This is a genomic window from Methanolobus sp. WCC1 (assembly GCF_045690315.1).
Classification (GTDB): Archaea; Halobacteriota; Methanosarcinia; order Methanosarcinales; family Methanosarcinaceae; genus Methanolobus; species Methanolobus tindarius.
The window spans coordinates 1526344-1544838 of sequence record NZ_CP146979.1; the positions used below are offsets into that span (position 1 = coordinate 1526344).

At 38.5% G+C, this 18495-nt stretch carries 14 protein-coding genes and 1 tRNA gene; 13 read left to right on the top strand and 2 right to left on the bottom strand.

Annotated elements, in window-relative coordinates; genetic code table 11:
* Window positions 1–80: 80 nt before the first annotated feature.
* The 5 genes from mtaA to V7O61_RS07385 all read left to right on the top strand — a co-directional run bounded on the left by mtaA (window position 81) and on the right by V7O61_RS07385 (window position 7820).
* Window positions 81–1112 (top strand): methylcobamide:CoM methyltransferase MtaA, encoded by a 1032-nt coding sequence (gene mtaA / locus V7O61_RS07365; protein ID WP_407282270.1) that lies wholly within the window; start codon window positions 81–83, stop codon window positions 1110–1112.
* A gap of 154 nt (window positions 1113–1266) precedes the next feature.
* Window positions 1267–2178, top strand: coding sequence for a RimK family alpha-L-glutamate ligase (locus tag V7O61_RS07370; protein ID WP_023846520.1), 912 nt, complete (start codon window positions 1267–1269; stop codon window positions 2176–2178).
* A gap of 300 nt (window positions 2179–2478) precedes the next feature.
* Entirely contained in the window at window positions 2479–4530 is a 2052-nt protein-coding gene (locus tag V7O61_RS07375) for a methyl-accepting chemotaxis protein (protein WP_407282269.1), read from the top strand.
* 340 nt (window positions 4531–4870) lie between these two features.
* Window positions 4871–6940 carry a methyl-accepting chemotaxis protein gene (locus V7O61_RS07380; RefSeq protein WP_023846522.1) on the top strand — a complete coding sequence of 690 codons (2070 nt, stop codon included), beginning with the start codon at window positions 4871–4873 and terminating at the stop codon, window positions 6938–6940.
* Window positions 6941–7277: 337 nt separating this feature from the next.
* The gene (locus tag V7O61_RS07385; protein ID WP_288067676.1) at window positions 7278–7820 is read left to right on the top strand and encodes a DJ-1/PfpI family protein; all 543 of its coding nucleotides are present in this window, start codon (window positions 7278–7280) and stop codon (window positions 7818–7820) included.
* Window positions 7821–7959: 139 nt separating this feature from the next.
* Here V7O61_RS07385 and V7O61_RS07390 read toward each other — a convergent pair whose 3' ends face one another.
* Entirely contained in the window at window positions 7960–8736 is a 777-nt protein-coding gene (locus V7O61_RS07390) for an MBL fold metallo-hydrolase (protein WP_288067674.1), read from the bottom strand.
* Window positions 8737–8947: 211 nt separating this feature from the next.
* Here V7O61_RS07390 and V7O61_RS07395 point away from each other — a divergent pair.
* A tRNA-Leu gene (locus V7O61_RS07395) sits at window positions 8948–9029 on the top strand.
* Window positions 9030–10388: 1359 nt separating this feature from the next.
* Here V7O61_RS07395 and V7O61_RS07400 read toward each other — a convergent pair.
* On the bottom strand, window positions 10389–11522 hold the full coding sequence (locus V7O61_RS07400; RefSeq protein WP_288067672.1) for a HEAT repeat domain-containing protein: 1134 nt from the start codon (window positions 11520–11522) through the stop codon (window positions 10389–10391).
* 121 nt (window positions 11523–11643) lie between these two features.
* Here V7O61_RS07400 and V7O61_RS07405 point away from each other — a divergent pair, with 121 nt between their 5' ends.
* From V7O61_RS07405 to V7O61_RS07435, 7 genes are all read left to right on the top strand, one after another.
* The gene (locus V7O61_RS07405) at window positions 11644–11931 is read left to right on the top strand and encodes a hypothetical protein (protein ID WP_288067670.1); all 288 of its coding nucleotides are present in this window, start codon (window positions 11644–11646) and stop codon (window positions 11929–11931) included.
* A 1-nt stretch (window position 11932) separates the two neighbouring features.
* A complete protein-coding gene (locus V7O61_RS07410; RefSeq protein ID WP_288067668.1) occupies window positions 11933–12610 on the top strand; it encodes a metallophosphoesterase in 678 nt (225 codons plus the stop codon).
* Window positions 12611–12697: 87 nt separating this feature from the next.
* Complete coding sequence (locus V7O61_RS07415) at window positions 12698–13813, top strand: DNA repair exonuclease (protein ID WP_288067666.1); 1116 nt, start codon at window positions 12698–12700, stop codon at window positions 13811–13813.
* Window positions 13810–16248, top strand: coding sequence for an ATP-binding protein (locus tag V7O61_RS07420; protein WP_288067664.1), 2439 nt, complete (start codon window positions 13810–13812; stop codon window positions 16246–16248). Before V7O61_RS07415 ends, V7O61_RS07420 begins: the two co-directional genes overlap by 4 nt.
* A gap of 15 nt (window positions 16249–16263) precedes the next feature.
* Entirely contained in the window at window positions 16264–16797 is a 534-nt protein-coding gene (locus V7O61_RS07425) for a hypothetical protein (protein WP_288067663.1), read from the top strand.
* Window positions 16787–17827 (top strand): PIN domain-containing protein, encoded by a 1041-nt coding sequence (locus tag V7O61_RS07430; RefSeq protein ID WP_288067661.1) that lies wholly within the window; start codon window positions 16787–16789, stop codon window positions 17825–17827. The genes V7O61_RS07425 and V7O61_RS07430 overlap by 11 nt, the downstream gene beginning before the upstream one ends.
* On the top strand, window positions 17791–18486 hold the full coding sequence (locus V7O61_RS07435; protein WP_288067659.1) for an HAD family hydrolase: 696 nt from the start codon (window positions 17791–17793) through the stop codon (window positions 18484–18486). The genes V7O61_RS07430 and V7O61_RS07435 overlap by 37 nt, the downstream gene beginning before the upstream one ends.
* The last annotated feature ends 9 nt before the right edge of the window (window positions 18487–18495 follow it).

The window sequence follows — 18495 nt, forward strand, 5'->3', positions numbered from 1 at the left end:
TTAATCCAAAATGTACACCGGAATTGCTTTCTATGCATTGGTTCTTATAGATATAATTAAACAATATTCTGAGGTCTGACATGTCTGGTTTAACTGCAAAAGAAAGGTTTATCCGTTCCCTTGAAGGAAAAGAGGTTGATAAAGTTCCTGTCTGTTCAGTCACACAAACAGGAGTTGTAGAGCTTATGGAGATTACAGGTTCAAAGTGGCCGCAGGCCCACTATGATCCTGAAATGATGGCAACACTTGCAATAGCAGGTAATACAATTGCCGGACTTGAGGCTGTAAGATTTCCTTTTTGCAATACGGTGATCCCTGAAACCCTGGGCTGTATTTTTAATGAAGGGTCTATAGATACGCAACCTTACCAGCTGGATTTCCCATGCAAAACAAAAGAAGATGCAGCAAACTTCTCAATTCCTGCTGACCTGGCTAAAAGCAGAAGAATTGAAATAATGCTGAAGACTGCAGAGATAATCAAAGACAGGATTTCAGATGATATTCCTCTTGTAGCAGGAATGATAGGACCAGCTTCTATTGCTTTTTACCTTTCAGGTGCAAAGAATTACCTTCACTGGTGTATTACTGATCAGGAACTTTTGAAACGGCTCATGAAGCTTGGGACAGAGATCTGCATTGAATATTCCAATTTACTCTTTGAAAGAGGTGTGGATGCAGTAGTAATCATAGATTCTGAAGCCGGACCAGATCTATTGCCACCACCTCTGTTTACTGAACTTGTTCTTCCAGAGTACCATTTACTAACATCCGAAATGAAAGGTCACAAAATTTTGCATATCTGCGGTGATGCCACAGATATTCTGGATCCAATGGCTAATTCAGGATTTGAAGGTTTGAGTATTGAGGAAAGGACTGATCTTTCCTATGCAAAGAGCATTGTTGGAGACAGGGCCTGTTTAATAGGTAATCTGTCACCTGCTGCTACCCTTTTATCAAAATCAACAGACCAGATAAAAAAGGAAGCAAAACAATGCATTGAGGACGGAGCAGGAATACTTGCACCTGGTTGTGGTATAGCTCCACGGACACCGGTTGAAAATATTAAGGCTTTTGTGGCTTCCAGGGACGAATATTACAAAGAACAAGGTTGAAACGAAACCAGAATCCTTTAATTATATTTTTTGTTTTCTTTTTGTTTTCAATAGTCATATTCTCATTTTGATTTTGTTCACTTCATCTATGATTACATACAATTTTTATTTTATAATCGCATAATATGTGCAGCCTTCAAAGAGGTTTTATCGATTGAAAGGATGGATACTGTACAAAACTGCTCAGAATTCCCTGAGCCCGGATGCTTATGAAATTCATCGTCTTATAGAGACAGCAGGGAAAAAAGGTATTGATATTGAGGTTGTGTCCCCGGACCTATTTGACCTGCTGGTTACACGTGAAGACAGAAAAAGCATATTGCTTAATGGTGAAGTTGTACCATTGCCTGATTTCCTTCTACCACGTATGGGTGCAGGAACTTCTTATTTTGGAATGGCAGTTATACGTCACCTGGAAAAACTTGGGGTATATATCGTAAACTCTGCGCAGTCAATTGATACTGTAAAGGATAAACTCTATTCACAGCAGATACTTGCAGGTCATAATATTCCTGTGCCACGTACAATGCTTGGAAAATACCCTATCGATGATACACTTGTAGAAAAATACCTGAAGTTCCCTCTTGTTGTGAAGACACTTTCCGGTTCAATGGGAAAAGGAATTTTTTTGTGTGAAAATAAATTACAGTTTAATGATCTGATGGGGCTTATACACGTGACAAGTCCTAAACTGAACATAATCCTTCAGGAATTCATCAAAAGCAGTCATGGAAAGGACCTCAGGGTCTTTGTTGTAGGCGGAAGACCGATTGCATGTATTGAAAGGAAATCAAGTGACAATAATTTCAAGGCTAATTATTCACGTGGCGGACAGGTTTCCAGATTTAGCATGACACCTGAGGTTAAATGGCTTGCAACAGAAACCGCAAGATTGTTCGGACTTGATATTGCAGGTATTGATCTTCTTTTTGATGGAAAACATTTCAGGGTCTGTGAGGCAAATTCATCCCCGGGATTTAAAGGTATTGAAAGTTGCTGTGATATTGATATTGCTGATGAGATATACAATTTCATAAAGATACGTCTTGGTCGCTTTGAAGATTAGTGTCTTAAAGGGAAGTTAAACATTTATACAGTATAATATTACCATATTTTTCTTTTTCAAGATGTATATCGACATTACAAGTTTCATTCTTTCTAGTAAATAAAGAACTGCTTGTTGAAAGTGGGTACTTGAAAGAAAGACGGCAGTTTTATTCCGGGTCCAATTTTACAACACTACTTTTATATAGCTAATATTTATATAATACTGTGTGCAAATGAGTAACATGTGTATTGTATTGAAGGACTTAATTAAGCAATTGCTTAGAGGAAATTAATAATAGAGTTAAAGGGATGCGATCGATTGAATTTTAAAAACATTACAATTAACAAGAAGATCATTGCTTTTGCTTTGATCCTTACTATACTGCCAATGACAGCAGTTGGAATATTTGCTTACGACCAAACAGCCAATGCTATTCGTGAACAATTGCATGAAAGACTTGATGAACAGGTATCCATGGAAGAGCAATATGTAGAAGCGATTTTTAATATTGCCCAGGAAAACCTGGTGGCAAGTGCAGGAGTTGCCGAAGAAGCATTTTATTCACAAGGGAATCCATCCATATCAGATGGAAATATGATTCTTGGTGAAGATTACGTTGTTAACGGTAATACTGAAATTGTGGACAATGTAAAAAAGCAAACCGGAAGTGAAGTATCGATATTCGAAGTGCAGGACGGATATGCAACGAGAATCTCAACTACAACTACTAATTCAGATGGCAGTCGCGCACTTGGTTCAAGAATATCAGATGAAGTATATACTTCGGTTGTAACCAATGGCAAAACATACACAGGTCGTGCCAGTGTACTGGGCGAGTATTTTTTGGCTTATTACACCCCGGTCAAAGATGCAAGTGGAAATACAATTGGTATCCTTTCAATAGGTATTCCTGAAGAGGTTTATCGTCTAAGGATAAAAGAGCAGATGTCCAGTATTGTTTTTGGTGAAACCGGATACATGTATGTAATGGATTCCAATGGTGATGTGATAATTCACCCAAGCATAGAAGGTGACAACCTCCTTGAAAACGACTTTGCAAAAGAGATGGTTGCTAACAAAGAAGGAAGAGTCAACTATATCTGGAACGGACGTGAGAAAACAGTAAGCTATTCTTATTATCCTGACAAGGACTGGATAATTGCTTCAGGAACTTATATTGATGAATTTGAAGCACCTGTAAGAGCTATCCGAAATGGTCTTATTGCGGCAATCGTTGTCTTTGCACTTTTGGGTTCAGCAGCTGCACTTCTTATGGGCAGATCCATTTCAAGAGGAATTCAGAAAATTGTTACAGACTTCAAGCAGATATCAGATGATGCGCTGGAAGGCAAAATTAACAGACGTGCAGAGCCTGATGTAGATATTGATTTCATAGCGATTCCGGCAGGTCTGAATGAAATACTCAATTCGCTTACCAATGTTATTAATGTAGTCAGGGATAGTGCAGATAGTGTTGCTTCTACCGCAGAAGAAATGTCTGCTTCTATTGAGGAAATGACTGCTGCTTCAGCAGAAATATCAGATACTGTTGGTGAGATTGCAAAGGGTTCACAGGAGCAGTCCTCCAGGGCCGATGATGTGGCAAAGACCATGAATGACATGACCATCAGTGTCCAGGATATTGCTAACAGCGCACAGAATGCAGCTGAAGCAGCAAATGCTGCCAGGGACTTTATCTTCAATGTAGGCATGCAGTCCAAGGAAATGCTTACCCAGATGGACGCTATTAAGGGTGCCACCAACACTTCATCAAGTGTAATTAAAGAACTTGAATCAAAGTCCAACCAGATTGGTGAGATTGTGGATATTATCACAAGCATTGCTGATCAGACCAACCTGCTTGCTCTTAATGCTGCTATTGAAGCTGCAAGGGCAGGAGAACACGGACGAGGATTTGCTGTTGTTGCAGATGAGGTAAGAAAGCTTGCTGAAAACTCAGGAACTGCAGCATCACAAATCGCAGAATTGCTTACTGAGATTAAAAACGGAACACATGAAGCAGTATCATCCATGGACGCAGGTTCTCAGACTGTAGAAAATGGTGTAGCTGCACTTTCAGGCACAGTTGAAGCTGTGCAGAAAATTGTCGAAGAGAGTAACAGGATAGCTGTAATGGCTGAGAATATTGCTGCTGCTGCAGAAGAACAGTCCGCTTCCATTGAGGAAGTAACTGCCACTGTGGATGAAGTTGCATCCATTTCCCAGGAAGCAGCTGCAGGTACCCAGCAGACTTCAGCAGCAATGGAACAGCAGAGTGCAACAGTACAGGAGATATCCAAGAGCTCACAGTTGCTTGCTGAGATGGCTTCTGATATGCAGGAAATTGTTGGAAAATATGTTACTGAATAATAAGACTGCATACAGGTCCACATGGGCCTGAACAATACACATGAGGGTTGCACCCCTCTACTCTTTTTTTCTTTTTCTCCACCAGATCTGTTTTATTACTTTAGTTTCTCAGATTTTTTGTCAGATTTAATGCATAATTACTTTTGTATATACATGAATCTCAATAGTATCTTTTCTATATCTTTGATTATCGAGCTTAAATTTTGAAGAAGTAATTTATGAGAACCAGTATATTTATATAATTATGCAGACAATATAAGTCAGATGATGTGCAATATATACACAATTGCATTTAAGAAATACACTTCATTACCATGTGTAAATTTACGGATGTGGTTCTTTGAATTTAACTAAATCTTTAAATCTTAAAAACGTAACAATAAGCAAGAAAATTATAATATTTGCGTTGATTCTCACAATAGTGCCGGTTACTGCGGTTGGTATATTCGCTTACGATCAGACTTCAAGTGCTATTCATGACTTATTATACGAAAGACTTGATGAACAGGTCATGATGGAAGAGCAGTACATAGATGCTGTCTTTTCAGTAGCCTTAGAAAGCCTGGTTTCAAATGCAGGCGTTGCAGAAGAAGCATTTTATTCACGTGGAAATCCATCGATATCAGATGGAAATATGGTTCTTGGCGAGGATTACGTTGTTAATGGAAATAATGAAATCGTTGACAACGTGAAAAAACAAACCGGTAGTGAAGTATCAATATTTGAGGTACAGAACGGATATGCAACCAGGATATCTACAACCACTACAAATTCTGATGGTAGCCGGGCACTTGGTTCAAGAATATCAGATGAAGTTTATAATACTGTTGTGAACAGTGGAAAAACATACACCGGACGTGCCAATGTTCTCGGAGAGTATTTTTTGGCATATTACAAACCAATTAAGGATACAAATGGAAAGACAATAGGTGTTCTTTCAATAGGTATTCCTGAAGAGGATTATCGCCTTCAGATTAAAGAACAGATGTCTGGAATTGTAATTGGTGAAACCGGTTATATGTATGTAATCGATTCCGAAGGTAATGAGATTATTCATCCGACTATTGAGGGAGAGAGTGTTGCACAATATGACTTTATCCAGGAAATGATTGCAAACAAGGAAGGTAGAATCACTTACACCTGGGAAGGCCGTGAAAAGGTAATGAGCTATGGATATTATCCGGATAAAGACTGGATCATAGCTACAGGAACCTATGTTGACGAGTTTGAAGCTCCTGTAAGAGCTATCAGAAACGGTCTGGTTGGAGCCGTAATTGTTTTCACCATACTTGGCGCTGCAGCTGCAATACTTATCAGCAGATCTATTTCAGGTGGAATCCAGAAGATAGTAGCAGATTTCAAGCAGATATCAGATGATGCTCTTGAAGGTAAGATTAACACAAGGGCTGAAACAGATGTAGACATTGACTTTACAGCAATTCCTTCAGGTCTTAACGAAATATTGAGTTCACTTTCGTCTGTCATTGCTGTTGTCAGCAAGAGTGCAAATGGTGTTGCTTCAACTGCTGAGGAAATGTCTGCTTCCATTGAGGAAATGACAGCAGCTTCAAGTGAGATCTCAGATACCGTTGGTGAAATTGCAAGAGGTTCCCAGGAACAGTCTTCAAGGACAGAAGATATTGCAAGAACCATGAATGACATGACAATTGGTGTTCAGGACATTGCAAACAATGCTCAGAATGCAGCAGAAGCAGCAAATTCCGCAAGGGATTTCATTGCCAATGTAGGTCAGCAGTCAAGAGACCTTCTTACCCAGATGGATGCGATACAGAACGCTACTAACAGTTCATCAAGTGTAATTAAAGAACTTGAATCAAAGTCCAACCAGATTGGAGAGATTGTTGACATCATTACAAATATTGCAGATCAGACTAACCTGCTTGCTCTTAATGCTGCAATTGAAGCTGCAAGGGCTGGAGAACACGGACGTGGATTTGCTGTCGTTGCAGATGAGGTAAGAAAACTTGCTGAGAATTCAGGAACAGCAGCTTCACAGATTGCAGATCTGCTTACTGAAATCAAGGACGGTACACATGAAGCAGTAGCTTCTATGGATGATGGTACCAGAACGGTTGCTGAAGGTGTGACTGCACTTACAGGTACAGTTGAAGCAGTTCAGAGAATTGTTGAGGAAAGCGACAGGATTGCCCAGATGGCAGAAAGCATTGCTGCTGCAGCACAGGAGCAGTCTGCTTCTATTGAAGAGGTTACTGCAACGGTTGATGAGGTTGCATCAATTTCCCAGGGTTCCGCTTCAGGTACTGAACAGACCTCAGCAGCAGTGGAACAGCAGAATGCCACCATGCTGGAGATTACCAGGAGTTCTCAGGAACTTGCCCAGATGGCAACTGATATGCAGGAAATTGTTTCAAAATATGTTACAGAATAAAGTATTGGAATGAGTTTCCAGGGGTGTTTTCCACTCCTGACTTTTTATTTTTCATAGTTATTTTTTATTTTTATTGGTGCTTTTTTTCTTTTCAGTCTTTCACTTATTCACTTTTTTCTTTTCTTATTTAACAGTCTGTTGCCAATGATTTTATATTCTAGTTCCGTCTTTTCGTTACCTGTGCGTCAAATGCGTCAATTATAAGTATTTGAAATGTAAAAATATCTAATTGTCAGTATATAAATATAGGATCATTTTGGAAGATCCTCTTGGGTCTGACATTACTAAGCCGGAAAGATGAAAATAGACATGGAGAAGTTGATAATAAAGTGATAATATGCCAGGATCAGATCTAGATAGTAAAAAAGTTTTAATGGTCGTTGCACAGGAAGGTTTCAGGGATGAGGAGTTCTTTGAGCCCAGGGAAGTTTTTGAGGATGCAGGTGTAACTATTACCATTGCAAGTAAAACCACCAATGAGGCTTCCGGTGTTCTTGGAAGGTCTGTAAAACCTGATGTTGCAATTGATAAAGTTATTATTGCAGAGTATGATGCAATTGTTATATCCGGCGGTCCGGGTTCAAGAAAGTACCTGTGGTCTGATAAGAATCTCAGGGAACTTGTCGCAGAGGCATTTGAGCAGGAAAAAGTTGTTGCCGCTATTTGTATTTCTCCTGTGGTTCTTGCAAGGGCAGGTGTCCTTGAGAGTAAGAGGGCTACTGTGTTTAAGGATCCTGAGTCTATAAAAGAGCTTGAGAAGGGTGGAGCTATCTATGAGGATGAGAGTGTGATCGTTGTGGATAATGTTGTCACCGGAAGGGATCCGGCAAGCGCTGAAGAGTTTGGCGAGGCAATTATTGAAGTTCTGGAGAACCTTTAAGAATTGAATTCATTATTGAAAAGTATGAGCCGGATTCCCGGCTTAACTTTTAAACCTGATTTATCTGTGGATCAATCCTGCTTTTGCTGTAATCCTGTTTTGTTATTATCCAGTTTTTACGATTAAATCCTGTTAAAATTCAATCGTCCTGAATTTCAACTACCATGAGGTCTTTTGCGATTATGACCTCGCCTTTGTAGTACTTTCTAATATGGTCGGTTGCTTCCCTGTAACGTCCCTGCATTTGAGGATAGAGGTGTGTGAGATAGAGTTTTTTTGCTGTTAAGGGATATTCGTCCATCATGAGTGTTAGCAAGTCAGGTGTGGTGTGGTTTGTCATGGGGAATCCCAGCGGGAAGGAGCATTCATGTATGAGTACATCTGCATCCTCTGCCAGTTCCATGACTTCCTGGCAGGGCTCGGTGTCGCCTGTGTAAACCACGGTTTTGTGGCTGCTTTCTATGCGATAGGCAAGGGAATTATCGGTGTGTGCGGTCTTAGCAGACCTGATATTGCAGTTACAATTGCCTTCTGTACCTTGTGGTATAAATTCCTCTTCTGGCGATAGTTCTGTTATTTCTACTGTGAACCTGTCCCTGAGATAGTCATAAACGTCCAGTGTCTTCTCAAACCATTCCTTTGTGCCCTGAGGCCCGTATATACGCATGTCTGTCTTCCCTAAAAGCCAGTTGGCCTTGATGAGTGCCAGTATATCTCCTACGTGGTCCAGGTGCAGATGTGTGATTATTATGGCATCTATGTCCTTATGTTCGTACCCGCTCTCATGGATTCTTCCAAGAACCCCGCAGCCGCAATCAAAAAGCAGGAGATTTTTCCCTGTGTTAAGCAATACACCGGATTGTACCCTTCCGTCCTGAGGTATCCCGGTACCTGTGCCAAGAAACGTGATTTTCATATCAGCTATAATAAGACTTAAGTAACTTAATTGTTATTATCTGGTGTTCAAGACCACACGACCGGCATACACTACTATTCTAACTGCGAGGGTTGCCCAGCTGGTCAAAGGCGCCGGACTTAAGATTCGATTCGAATCATGGCGTCGGACTTCATAGGGCAAAAACGCAGTGAGAAGAAGCAGTCAGAAAAAATAAATAAAGAATCAACATACGAGGGTAGTCAAGTGGCCAACGACGCATGACTTAAGATCATGTTCTTAGTGATTCATGGGTTCGACTCCCATCCCTCGTACTCTTTTTTATTGCGCGTCTGAGAGATTCTCTATTTTCAGTTAACATAATAAATTAATTATTTTCCACTTGCGCCATAGGGTTGGGGCAACATCACACCTACAATATTTTGATGCTATAAATCAATTGAATAGTTCAGGTAAAACATATCGATTGATTGTTCAGGATATCTGGATTTAATGAAAAGTTCTGTATGTTTAATGAAATTAAACTTCAGACATAAAATGAATCCACACCTGCAAACCTCTGCCTTAATTTGACTTTGTTATAGTTCCTTGAATTTGATGGTAAAAATGACATATGGCAGCCTCTTTGCTGCATAAAAAGCTATCAAAGAGCATGATACTAATGAGGTTATAGTGTCGTATTGCTAATAAGCAAGGGTGACTTCGTGTTCGCGCTAGAAATCACCCTTGCAGAAATTGTGGCTGCTGTAATAGCATCCCTTGTAAGTTGTATGGGCTTGGATATTAAAATACTTTGTATTGCAACCATTTCAGGCATAATCTAGCAATTCTGGCTCTGTAGATACCTATTGAACCGTAACTGATAGTCAAAATCCTGCAATAATAAGCAGTATGGATTGAATTAGACTAAATATTAAGTTACCTACTCCTGCCATGTGCAAGTCCATGTCTAAATCTCCAGAAACAAAAGATGTAACTTTTTTGCCAGAATAATCACATAACTATTAACTATAACCTTATGAAAAGTTGGTATTGTTTTTGAGACTTTAAGCATTATATTATTTTTATAGTCTAATAGAAATAAATATATATGGATGCCAACGTATACTATTGTGAGGAGTGAAGAATTTAGTATATGGGAATCCCCCAATACGTTAAGTTTTACACAATATGGTTTGTTTTAATTGTGTCGTATATCAGAGATATGCTACGCATAAGTCATTGATTCTATCCTTACAGTAGTGAGGAGGTCAATTATAATTAATCAATGATCAAAAGACACTTGTCGGACTATCAATAAATAGCGATTAGCTAAGCACTCGACCAACCCGATTTATATGTAAACTTTTGTAAGATTCATATTCAAGGCGACCAGCTGCCGTGTAGTTATTTCAATATATCCTATTTCATGGGGGGACTGCTCTGTTCTGGATTAGCCTGTGTACCATTTTTCTAATCGGAATGGTACCCTTGAGTGCATACATCTTAGCTTTAACTGAAAAGCATGGGTGTATGTACTCTATTCTTTAAAAATATCAAATTCTGACCTGATTTTAAATAATTAAAACTCTGGATTTTAATCAAATTCTTGAATTCCATATTAATAATATTCAGATGATTAAACTCAAACAAACATTCTATTACAGACATGTCCGAAAGAGTCTGGTAGCATCTTATACATCAATATGAAGTGTGTTTTTATTTTCATCTACTCTCTTTAAAGCCAGCCATGCAATTCCTCTAACATCACAATCCTCTTTTTCATTTTCAGCAACTCTCTTGAGTGCTTTAACGGCTCTTTTATCTCCTTTCAATCCGAGACTTTTGGCAGCACAATATCTGACCTCAATGTCTTCATCCTCCAATGCTTGAACAAGAGGTTTTAGTGCAATATTCCCCATCTTTGCAACTGTTTCAGCAGCAGGTTGTTTTATGTCAATATTGTCACTTCTGAAAGCCTCAATGAGCAGTTCAACTGTCCTTATGCTCTTGAAATTCAAAATTGCAGCCTTTATGAAAAAGTCTGCGGACCAGTACCACCCTCCTCCACGCGAATCCAACACCTCTATCATAGGTGCAACTGCCCTATCATCACCTATCTCTTTAAGGGCAGTAGCAGCATCTGCTCTTACCTTGTATGCAGGATCCTTTAACAACTTAATAAGAGGGTCAACTGCTTTTTTGTTTTTTAGTTTGCCAAGTGCTTTTGCTGATTCCCGTCTAACAAAAGCTTCTGTATCGTTCAATGATTCGATCAATGCATCCGTAGCTTTTTCATCACCTATTTTTCCAAGTGCTTCTGCCGCATTTCCTCTCGGTCCACAGTCGCTATCTGAAGCAAGTAGTGTTATAAGGGGCTCTATTGCTCTTTTATCACTCATAAGTCCAAATGTTCTTGCTGCATTGGACCTCTCCACAGGGTTCTTGCTCCCCAGCATCTGCAAGAGTGGTTCGATAGCCGGCTCTCCGATAGCATTCAGTGCTTCCAAAAGCTTCCACTGAATATTAGCATCACTTTCGCTGTCAAGAGATTCAATAATCAACTGAACTGCAGGCTCCTCCATAGAGCTCAGTGTTTTGATGACCTCAGAATGTATGTACATAAAGTTAACATCATCTTCCAGAACATCTATCATGGCCAGAATGCCTGGTTCTCCAAGGGAAGCAAGTTCATTTAATGTACTTTTCCGGACAGATGTTATTTCACTACCAAGTTTTTTTGTTAACTTACTGATCTTCTGAGAATTATCTATTTTACCACTTCCGTCACATTTAGAATAATTTCCTTTTGCTACTGCTATTGACATCCCCAGTATAATTGTAAGTAGCAATAATACTTAAATATTATGTTTAACTAATTATTATGTACTAAAGTATGGAACTCAAACACTTTGGATAGGCTATTGATCATAAAATGAGAGTGGTTCAGTGACCATAAACATAAGTAACGCAAGAAGGTTTTTGAAAGATATCTATTTAAAAATTATCAAAAAAGATGATCATTTGATCCCTGCATCAGATAATGAGGATATCCTTCCAGGCATTACAGCGATGAGAGATTACATCATAGAAGGTTACTACAATACAGATTTCATACATTCAGCTGTCAGCAGAGATATTATCATAAAACTAGAACACAATCTGTACACGGATGAAGAGATTGAGTTCTTGTATATTGCGATAACGGAAAGATTTGATAGATTTTTGGGGTACTGAAATGAAGACTTTTGTAATAGGTGACATTCATGGACGCTACAATGCCCTTATGGAAGTCATTGATAAGTCCGGTTTTGATCCTGAAGAGGATAAGCTGATCTGTCTTGGGGATGTTTGCGACGGGGGAATGCAAACTTATCATGTCATAGAATATCTCAGGAAATTGCCGAATTTAGTCTATGTCTGGGGAAATCATGATGGAGAATGGTTCCGTGATTTTTTGAAAACAGGTGTAGAATTGCCGGTGTGGACGCATCAGGGTGGCTTAGATACATTGTATTCCTATCGCCTTCATAATGATGAGATTATTCCTGAATCTCATAAAGAGTTCATTGATAGCGGTGTTCCCTATTATATTGAAACGATTGACGGGAAGAGATCCCTATTTGTTCATGGTGGTTTTGATCCACATAAACCGATTGAAGAACAGAGTTTGCATGAACTTGTCTGGGAGAGGCAATTGATAACATTTGCTAAATACCGCAGGATACGTGGGTATTATGAGGTCTTTGTTGGACACACTACAACTGAAGCATTTGGTTCATTCGAGCCAATAAGATTCCATAATCTGTGGATGCTGGATACTGGTGCAGGATGGAGGGGCAGATTGACTATAATGGATGTCAGGACTAAAGAATTCTGGCAATCAAAAAATCAAGTGCCTCAAAGTGATTGGTAATATTAATTATACTAAATGTAGATATGTATTACATAAATTAATATAATAATAAACTCATTTATCTAGAATATAACCGGAGGTATTTGGGTGAGCTTAAAAATATTTCATACTTCAGACGTGCATTTAGGAATGAAGTTTTCAAGGTATCCTGAGGTACAAGAGGATCTTGCAAATATGCGCTTTTTTACACTGGAGAGGCTTGTAGAGAGAGCAAACGAAGAAAAGTGTGACATGTTTGTAATTGCTGGGGATCTTTTTGATAAGGTCTCAGTATCCAAAAAAGACATTCTGCGTACAGCACAGATCCTTAATAATTTTCAAGGGAACATACTTGCATTGCTCCCTGGAAACCATGATTACATAACTGGTGAAGAGGGAGACCTGTGGTCAATATTTGAAGGGCATGCAGGCGATAATGTGAAAGTTCTAAAGTCAAAAAAAGTGGAATCTCTTCAACATTATGACCTTGATGTCAATATCTATCCTGCTCCATGCAATTCCAAACATTCCAGTGAAAATTGTATTGGATGGATAAAAGATGAACAAAAAGACCCGGATATACTGTATCATATAGGAATTGCACATGGAAGCCTTGATGGTTTTTCTCCCGATTTTGACGGTAGATATTTCCCAATGACACATGCTCAGCTTGATGAATGTGAAATGGATCTCTGGTTAATGGGTCACACACACATTCAATATCCTGCTAAACCCGGGCCAAGAGACCGTATCTTCTATCCTGCAACTCCTGAACCTGATGGATTTGATTGTCGACATGAAGGAAAAGCCTGGATACTTGAAATTGATGAGGACAAGAAGATTAAGGCAGATTCCATATCTACAGGTAACTTTTTCTTCATGGATTGTGATGTGGCATTAGAACATGATTCAAAGGTTGATCTGGTTTTAAGCAACTTAGTTCCTACAGCTACTTCTAATGTTTTACTCAAACTTAAGTTAAAAGGTCGTCTATCCGAAGAGGAATATGAGACGTTAAAAGATATCAGAAGTATGGTTCCAGATCTCTTCTACTTCAAACCTGATTATAGTGAGGTTACTCAGGTTATTGATCCAAAGCTTATTGAAAAAGAGTTTACGGAGGGTTCGTTTCCTCATTCACTCCTTAGTAAGCTTACAGTGGATGAGAGCGACCAGGAAGCTTTACAAGTAGCTTATGAGTTGATGAAGGAGTTGAAGTCATGATCATTAAAAAAGTTCGCTTGAGCCCATTTGGCGGATTATCTGACAGGGAAATAGTACTGGAAGAAGGGCTTAATGTTATAGTCGGTCCTAATGAGGCGGGAAAATCAACTATCTATAGTGGTATACAAAAAGTTCTTTTCACACCTTCAAAACTCAATAAGAGAAGTTTCGAAAATGAGATGAAGAACCATATCCCGGTTGGAGGGGATACCTCAAATGTCGAGCTTCAGTTGCTTTACAATGAAGAGCTTCATACTTTGAAGAAAAGCTGGGGCGGGTCAAAGTTCTCACAATTAGTTCTGCCGGATGGAAGCCTGATATCAAATGAGGATAATGTAAACGAAAAACTAGGGACTTTTATGGCTGCCGGGCCTGGTACCTATAAGTCGGTATTAATGACGTATCAGTCTGGACTTGCAAAGACCCTCGATGAGTTGAAATCAGACTCTGAAACTCTAAATTCACTTGGGGATGTGATAAGAAAAGCAGTGTTTGAAACAGAAGGAGTTTCAGTTGAAAAGTTCAATAAAAAAACTGATGAACTTTACAAAGATTACTTTGAACACTGGGATCGTATTCAAAATTATCCAGAGAACAATAGGGGTATTGAAAACCCTTATGTAAAGGGTGTGGGGAAGGTTTTGCGTGCTTTTTACGATAAGGAATCTCTCAAGTCAAAGTATCAAAATGCAATTGCATATGAAGAGGAACTTGATAGATTAAACAGGGATCTGCAAGATTGTGATTCGGAACTTTTTTTGAAGGACAAGTACCTGAAAGAAAATAAAAAGATAGTTGAGGATGCACGAAAAAGAAGTATAAAAATCTCAGATTTTGTGTTATCAGAGAATAAGATTGCTACTTTTTCGGAGGATAACAATGAATGGATTACATCAGAAAATGAGATTAAAGAACTCAATGGAAAGATACCACTTGCGGAAGCAAAACTTGCAGAATTGAAAGAGGAAAAAAAGATAGCTGAAATAAAGGCTGAAAATGAAGAATTGGTCCAGAAGTTTACATCTCTTGAAAAACTAAAGGGAGAAATGGACGATGCTGAAGAAGCTTTAAAATCCGTAAAAAAACTTGATAACACCGAACTTAAAAACATAAGGGATGTCTTCAATGATGTAGACAAACTGAAAGCAAGTGTTGAAGCCGGGGAGCTTAGGGCAAACTTTGAGGCAATGGCTGACCTCAAATTAAACATACTAAAAGACCTTGATGATGAATACACAAAAGAACTAATTTTAGGCGAGAGTTTAGTTATTGAAGCAGGTGGCAAAATAAAAATTAAGCACTCCGACTGGAAACTTGAGATTAGTTCTGGGGCAGAAGAGATAGATAAGGTCGTTCAAAACTTTGAAGTTGCAAAAAAGAAGAAGATAGAGCTTCTAACCAATCACGATTTGAAATCTTTAGATGAAGCTGAAGAAATTAATAAGCAGTACAATGAAGCTGTGGGTGCCTTTGAGAACGCTACCAAGAATTTTGAAAAAGAACTCGGCGACGATTCTTACGAAGCGATCCTCGAGAAAATTGAGCATATTGGTGTAGACCCAACTCTGGAAACATCAACCAGACCTCTTGCTACTATTGTAGAAGAAGTAACAAGGCTTGATATTGATGTTGGCAACTATAAAAATCAGCTACAATTACATACTGAAAAGGTTAATGAGCTTGTTTCCAAGCACAAGTCAAAGAGCGATCTATTCCTCGAACTTGGAAAAATAAGCCTTCACAAGGATGAGCTTGAAAAAGAGATCAACAGCTTATCAGCTCTTCCTGAGGGTATGGATAGTGATGAAGATTTTATCTCAGAGTATGAATCTGTGGAAGATGAATTCAATCAATATACTGAAAATAGATACAAAATACTCCAGCATCGTCTTGAGATTGAAAAAGATGCTTCTGATGAATCTGCTGAGGAGCTTGAAGACCGGAAAAAAGAAGCAGAAGCTGCATTTAACAAAGTACTCCGAAAAGCCGAAGCTATAGCTAGAATCAAAGAAGTTGCTCAGGATATTCTTGAAGATATGGACTCTGATACTTATGGTGATCTGAAAAAGGATCTCGAGGAATATATTTCATTCATGACCGATGGCAGACATAGTTCTGTGCAAATGGATGAGGGAAAAAGTGTTCCATGTGGATTTGTAAGAGATGATGGAGCAGTCCTTGATTATGATTTGCTCTCTGCAGGAACAAAGGATGTACTATCTCTGGCTCTCAGGCTGTCAATGGCTAAATATTTCCTTCAGGAAGCAAATGGTTTTCTGATAATGGATGATCCGTTTGTAGACATGGATCCAGAAAGACAGCAAAGAACAGGGGAACTACTCCGCAAGTTTGCGGAGGATAAGCAGGTGATTATATTTACCTGTCATCCGGCACATGCAGATTCATTGGGTGGGAAGCAAATAGTTCTATCATAAGAAAAAGTGATATCTATGACAGATAATGGGCAAAAGAAGGTCTACATAACTATGCTAGGACGCTCGATATGGGCGGTCCTGAACTCATATCATGCGGTACTTCGTGAGAAAGGTTTCTTTCCTGATGAGATTGTCCTTTTTGCAGAAGGCCAAATCAGTGAACTAGCCCAAGATATAGACACTACGGTTAGCGGTCTGGAAATATTATCAGAAAAGTTCAACATTTCTCCGGATATCAGATATGAAGTTGTTTCTGAATATGAATGTGAAGTTAACTCTGATAACGATTTTATGAAAATGGTTCAGTGCATTGTTGAATTAATAAAGGCTAGAAAAAATGCCGGCGATGTTGTAGCTGTTGACATAACTCCTGGAAAGAAAACGCTTGTTGCAGGTACTCTTTTACCAATCAATCTTTCATTGGTTGATCATGTGTTCTATCTTTCAGTCAAAGAAATAATTCCCAGACCATACACAATGATCCCTTATCAGATACAACAATTGAATGATTTCAAAGAACAGGCTGAGGTTGTTATAAATGAAGCCTAAAGTCACAGAAAATAGCGTAGTTATACAGAAGGACGAGCTCCAGATATTGCTAAACCTCTTTGGTAAAGAATCGATTTACCTTGAGTACCCGTTATTTAATCTTAAACTTCTAAAGGCAAAAACCTCAGGTGACTGTTATAAACTGAATCTATTGTGTGAAAATGAAAATTTTTATGATCTGTATGAAAATTGTAGTTGCTCAGATGAGTTTCCCAGTTATGGAGATATAAGCGATTGCATGCTTTGGAGTGGAATCATTCAATATGATAATATGGATGAATTCAAAGATCAGATGTTGGTTTATGAGAAGGTCAATAAAAACAAGGTTGTATATTTTGCATTTGATACGAATATGTTTTATCAAGGTTTTCCTTCGCAAGCCAGTTTCCTAAATAAATATCGTTATCTTGTTGCTAGCACGGTTTATGAAGAAATTGAAAGTGCTATAAATTTCAAATACAGGCCAAATCAAATTAATGAAATGAAAAAGTGTGCTACTTATAACACTAATCTTCTGGGGAAATTAGGCAATCAGAAAATGAAAAAATCTAGAAAAGCTGCTTACGTTGCAATGAAAGAGTATACTAATATAAGAAGGCATTCTCTTACAGAAGTTAAATCAGACTTACCATCAACAAAAGATTCCGAAGAAAACGACAGAATAATTATCAATGCAATTCACAAGTTTGATGCAGAAGACAGTGATGCTTATGTTGTATTCCTTACTGCAGATACACTTGTTTCTAATTTATGTGAGGGAAAAGGTCTTGATTTTTTCCTTTTCAAATATCCTTCTCATCTGGATACAAAAGAATGCAGTTCTGACCAGCTTGTAAAACTTGTTTATTGGCTTGCTATTATGAATGGATTCATTAAATGCAATTCTGTTATTGTCTATGGGGAATTTGGACATAAAGGGAGAGACGATGATGCTCTAAAATTGGTGTTTCAGGACAGAAAACTTCTTGAGACATTTATGAGGGAACTTGAAATATGCAGAGAATTGATGGATCTGAAAATAGAAAAATAAAGGGTATAATGTTCGATATGGACAATACACTCTTTGATCTTGTAGAGGCTAAGATAGCATCTTGTGATGCCATAGTAGCTAATATAGGAGCTGGAAACGCTGAAGAGCTCCTTATGTACTTTTTGAGAAACATGCATAATTTTGAGAGTCCGGAGAATATTCGTGATTATCTTGTAGATTTAAATGTTTATTCTGATGAGGTTTATGAAAACTGCTCAATGATTTATGATGATACTAAGATCGGGTCGATTAAACTCTATCCTCATGTGAAAGAAACACTTGAAATGCTCAGGAAGATGAAATTCAGATTGTTCATTGTCACAGATGCCAGTCACAGAAATGCTACAAAAAGGCTTGGGAAATTAGAACTTATGGAGATGTTTGATCATGTTATTACTGCAGATGTTACTAAGACTTCAAAACCTGATATAAATGTTTTTTATCATGCTCTCTCCAGTGTAGGACTCAAAGCCGAAGAGGTACTTTTTGTGGGAGATAGTCTGCGAAGGGATATAGAACCTGCAAATCAAGTTGGAATGGTGACGGCATATGCTTCTTATGGTGATCGAAATATCAATGAAAGTTGTCAGACCAAAGCAGATTATGTTCTGAATAGTATCAAGGACATTTTTAGTGTCAAAGGTATAGGACAACAATGATCAGGTTAT

Coding starts and splice junctions, on each gene's coding strand:
- mtaA (WP_407282270.1), top strand. CDS start 81: ATGTCTGGTTTAACTGCAAAAGAAAGGTTTATCCGTTCCCTTGAAGGA.
- V7O61_RS07385 (WP_288067676.1), top strand. CDS start 7,278: ATGCCAGGATCAGATCTAGATAGTAAAAAAGTTTTAATGGTCGTTGCA.
- V7O61_RS07390 (WP_288067674.1), bottom strand. CDS start 8,736: ATGAAAATCACGTTTCTTGGCACAGGTACCGGGATACCTCAGGACGGA.
- V7O61_RS07400 (WP_288067672.1), bottom strand. CDS start 11,522: ATGTCAATAGCAGTAGCAAAAGGAAATTATTCTAAATGTGACGGAAGT.
- V7O61_RS07410 (WP_288067668.1), top strand. CDS start 11,933: ATGAAGACTTTTGTAATAGGTGACATTCATGGACGCTACAATGCCCTT.
- V7O61_RS07420 (WP_288067664.1), top strand. CDS start 13,810: ATGATCATTAAAAAAGTTCGCTTGAGCCCATTTGGCGGATTATCTGAC.
- V7O61_RS07425 (WP_288067663.1), top strand. CDS start 16,264: ATGACAGATAATGGGCAAAAGAAGGTCTACATAACTATGCTAGGACGC.
- V7O61_RS07430 (WP_288067661.1), top strand. CDS start 16,787: ATGAAGCCTAAAGTCACAGAAAATAGCGTAGTTATACAGAAGGACGAG.
- V7O61_RS07435 (WP_288067659.1), top strand. CDS start 17,791: ATGCAGAGAATTGATGGATCTGAAAATAGAAAAATAAAGGGTATAATG.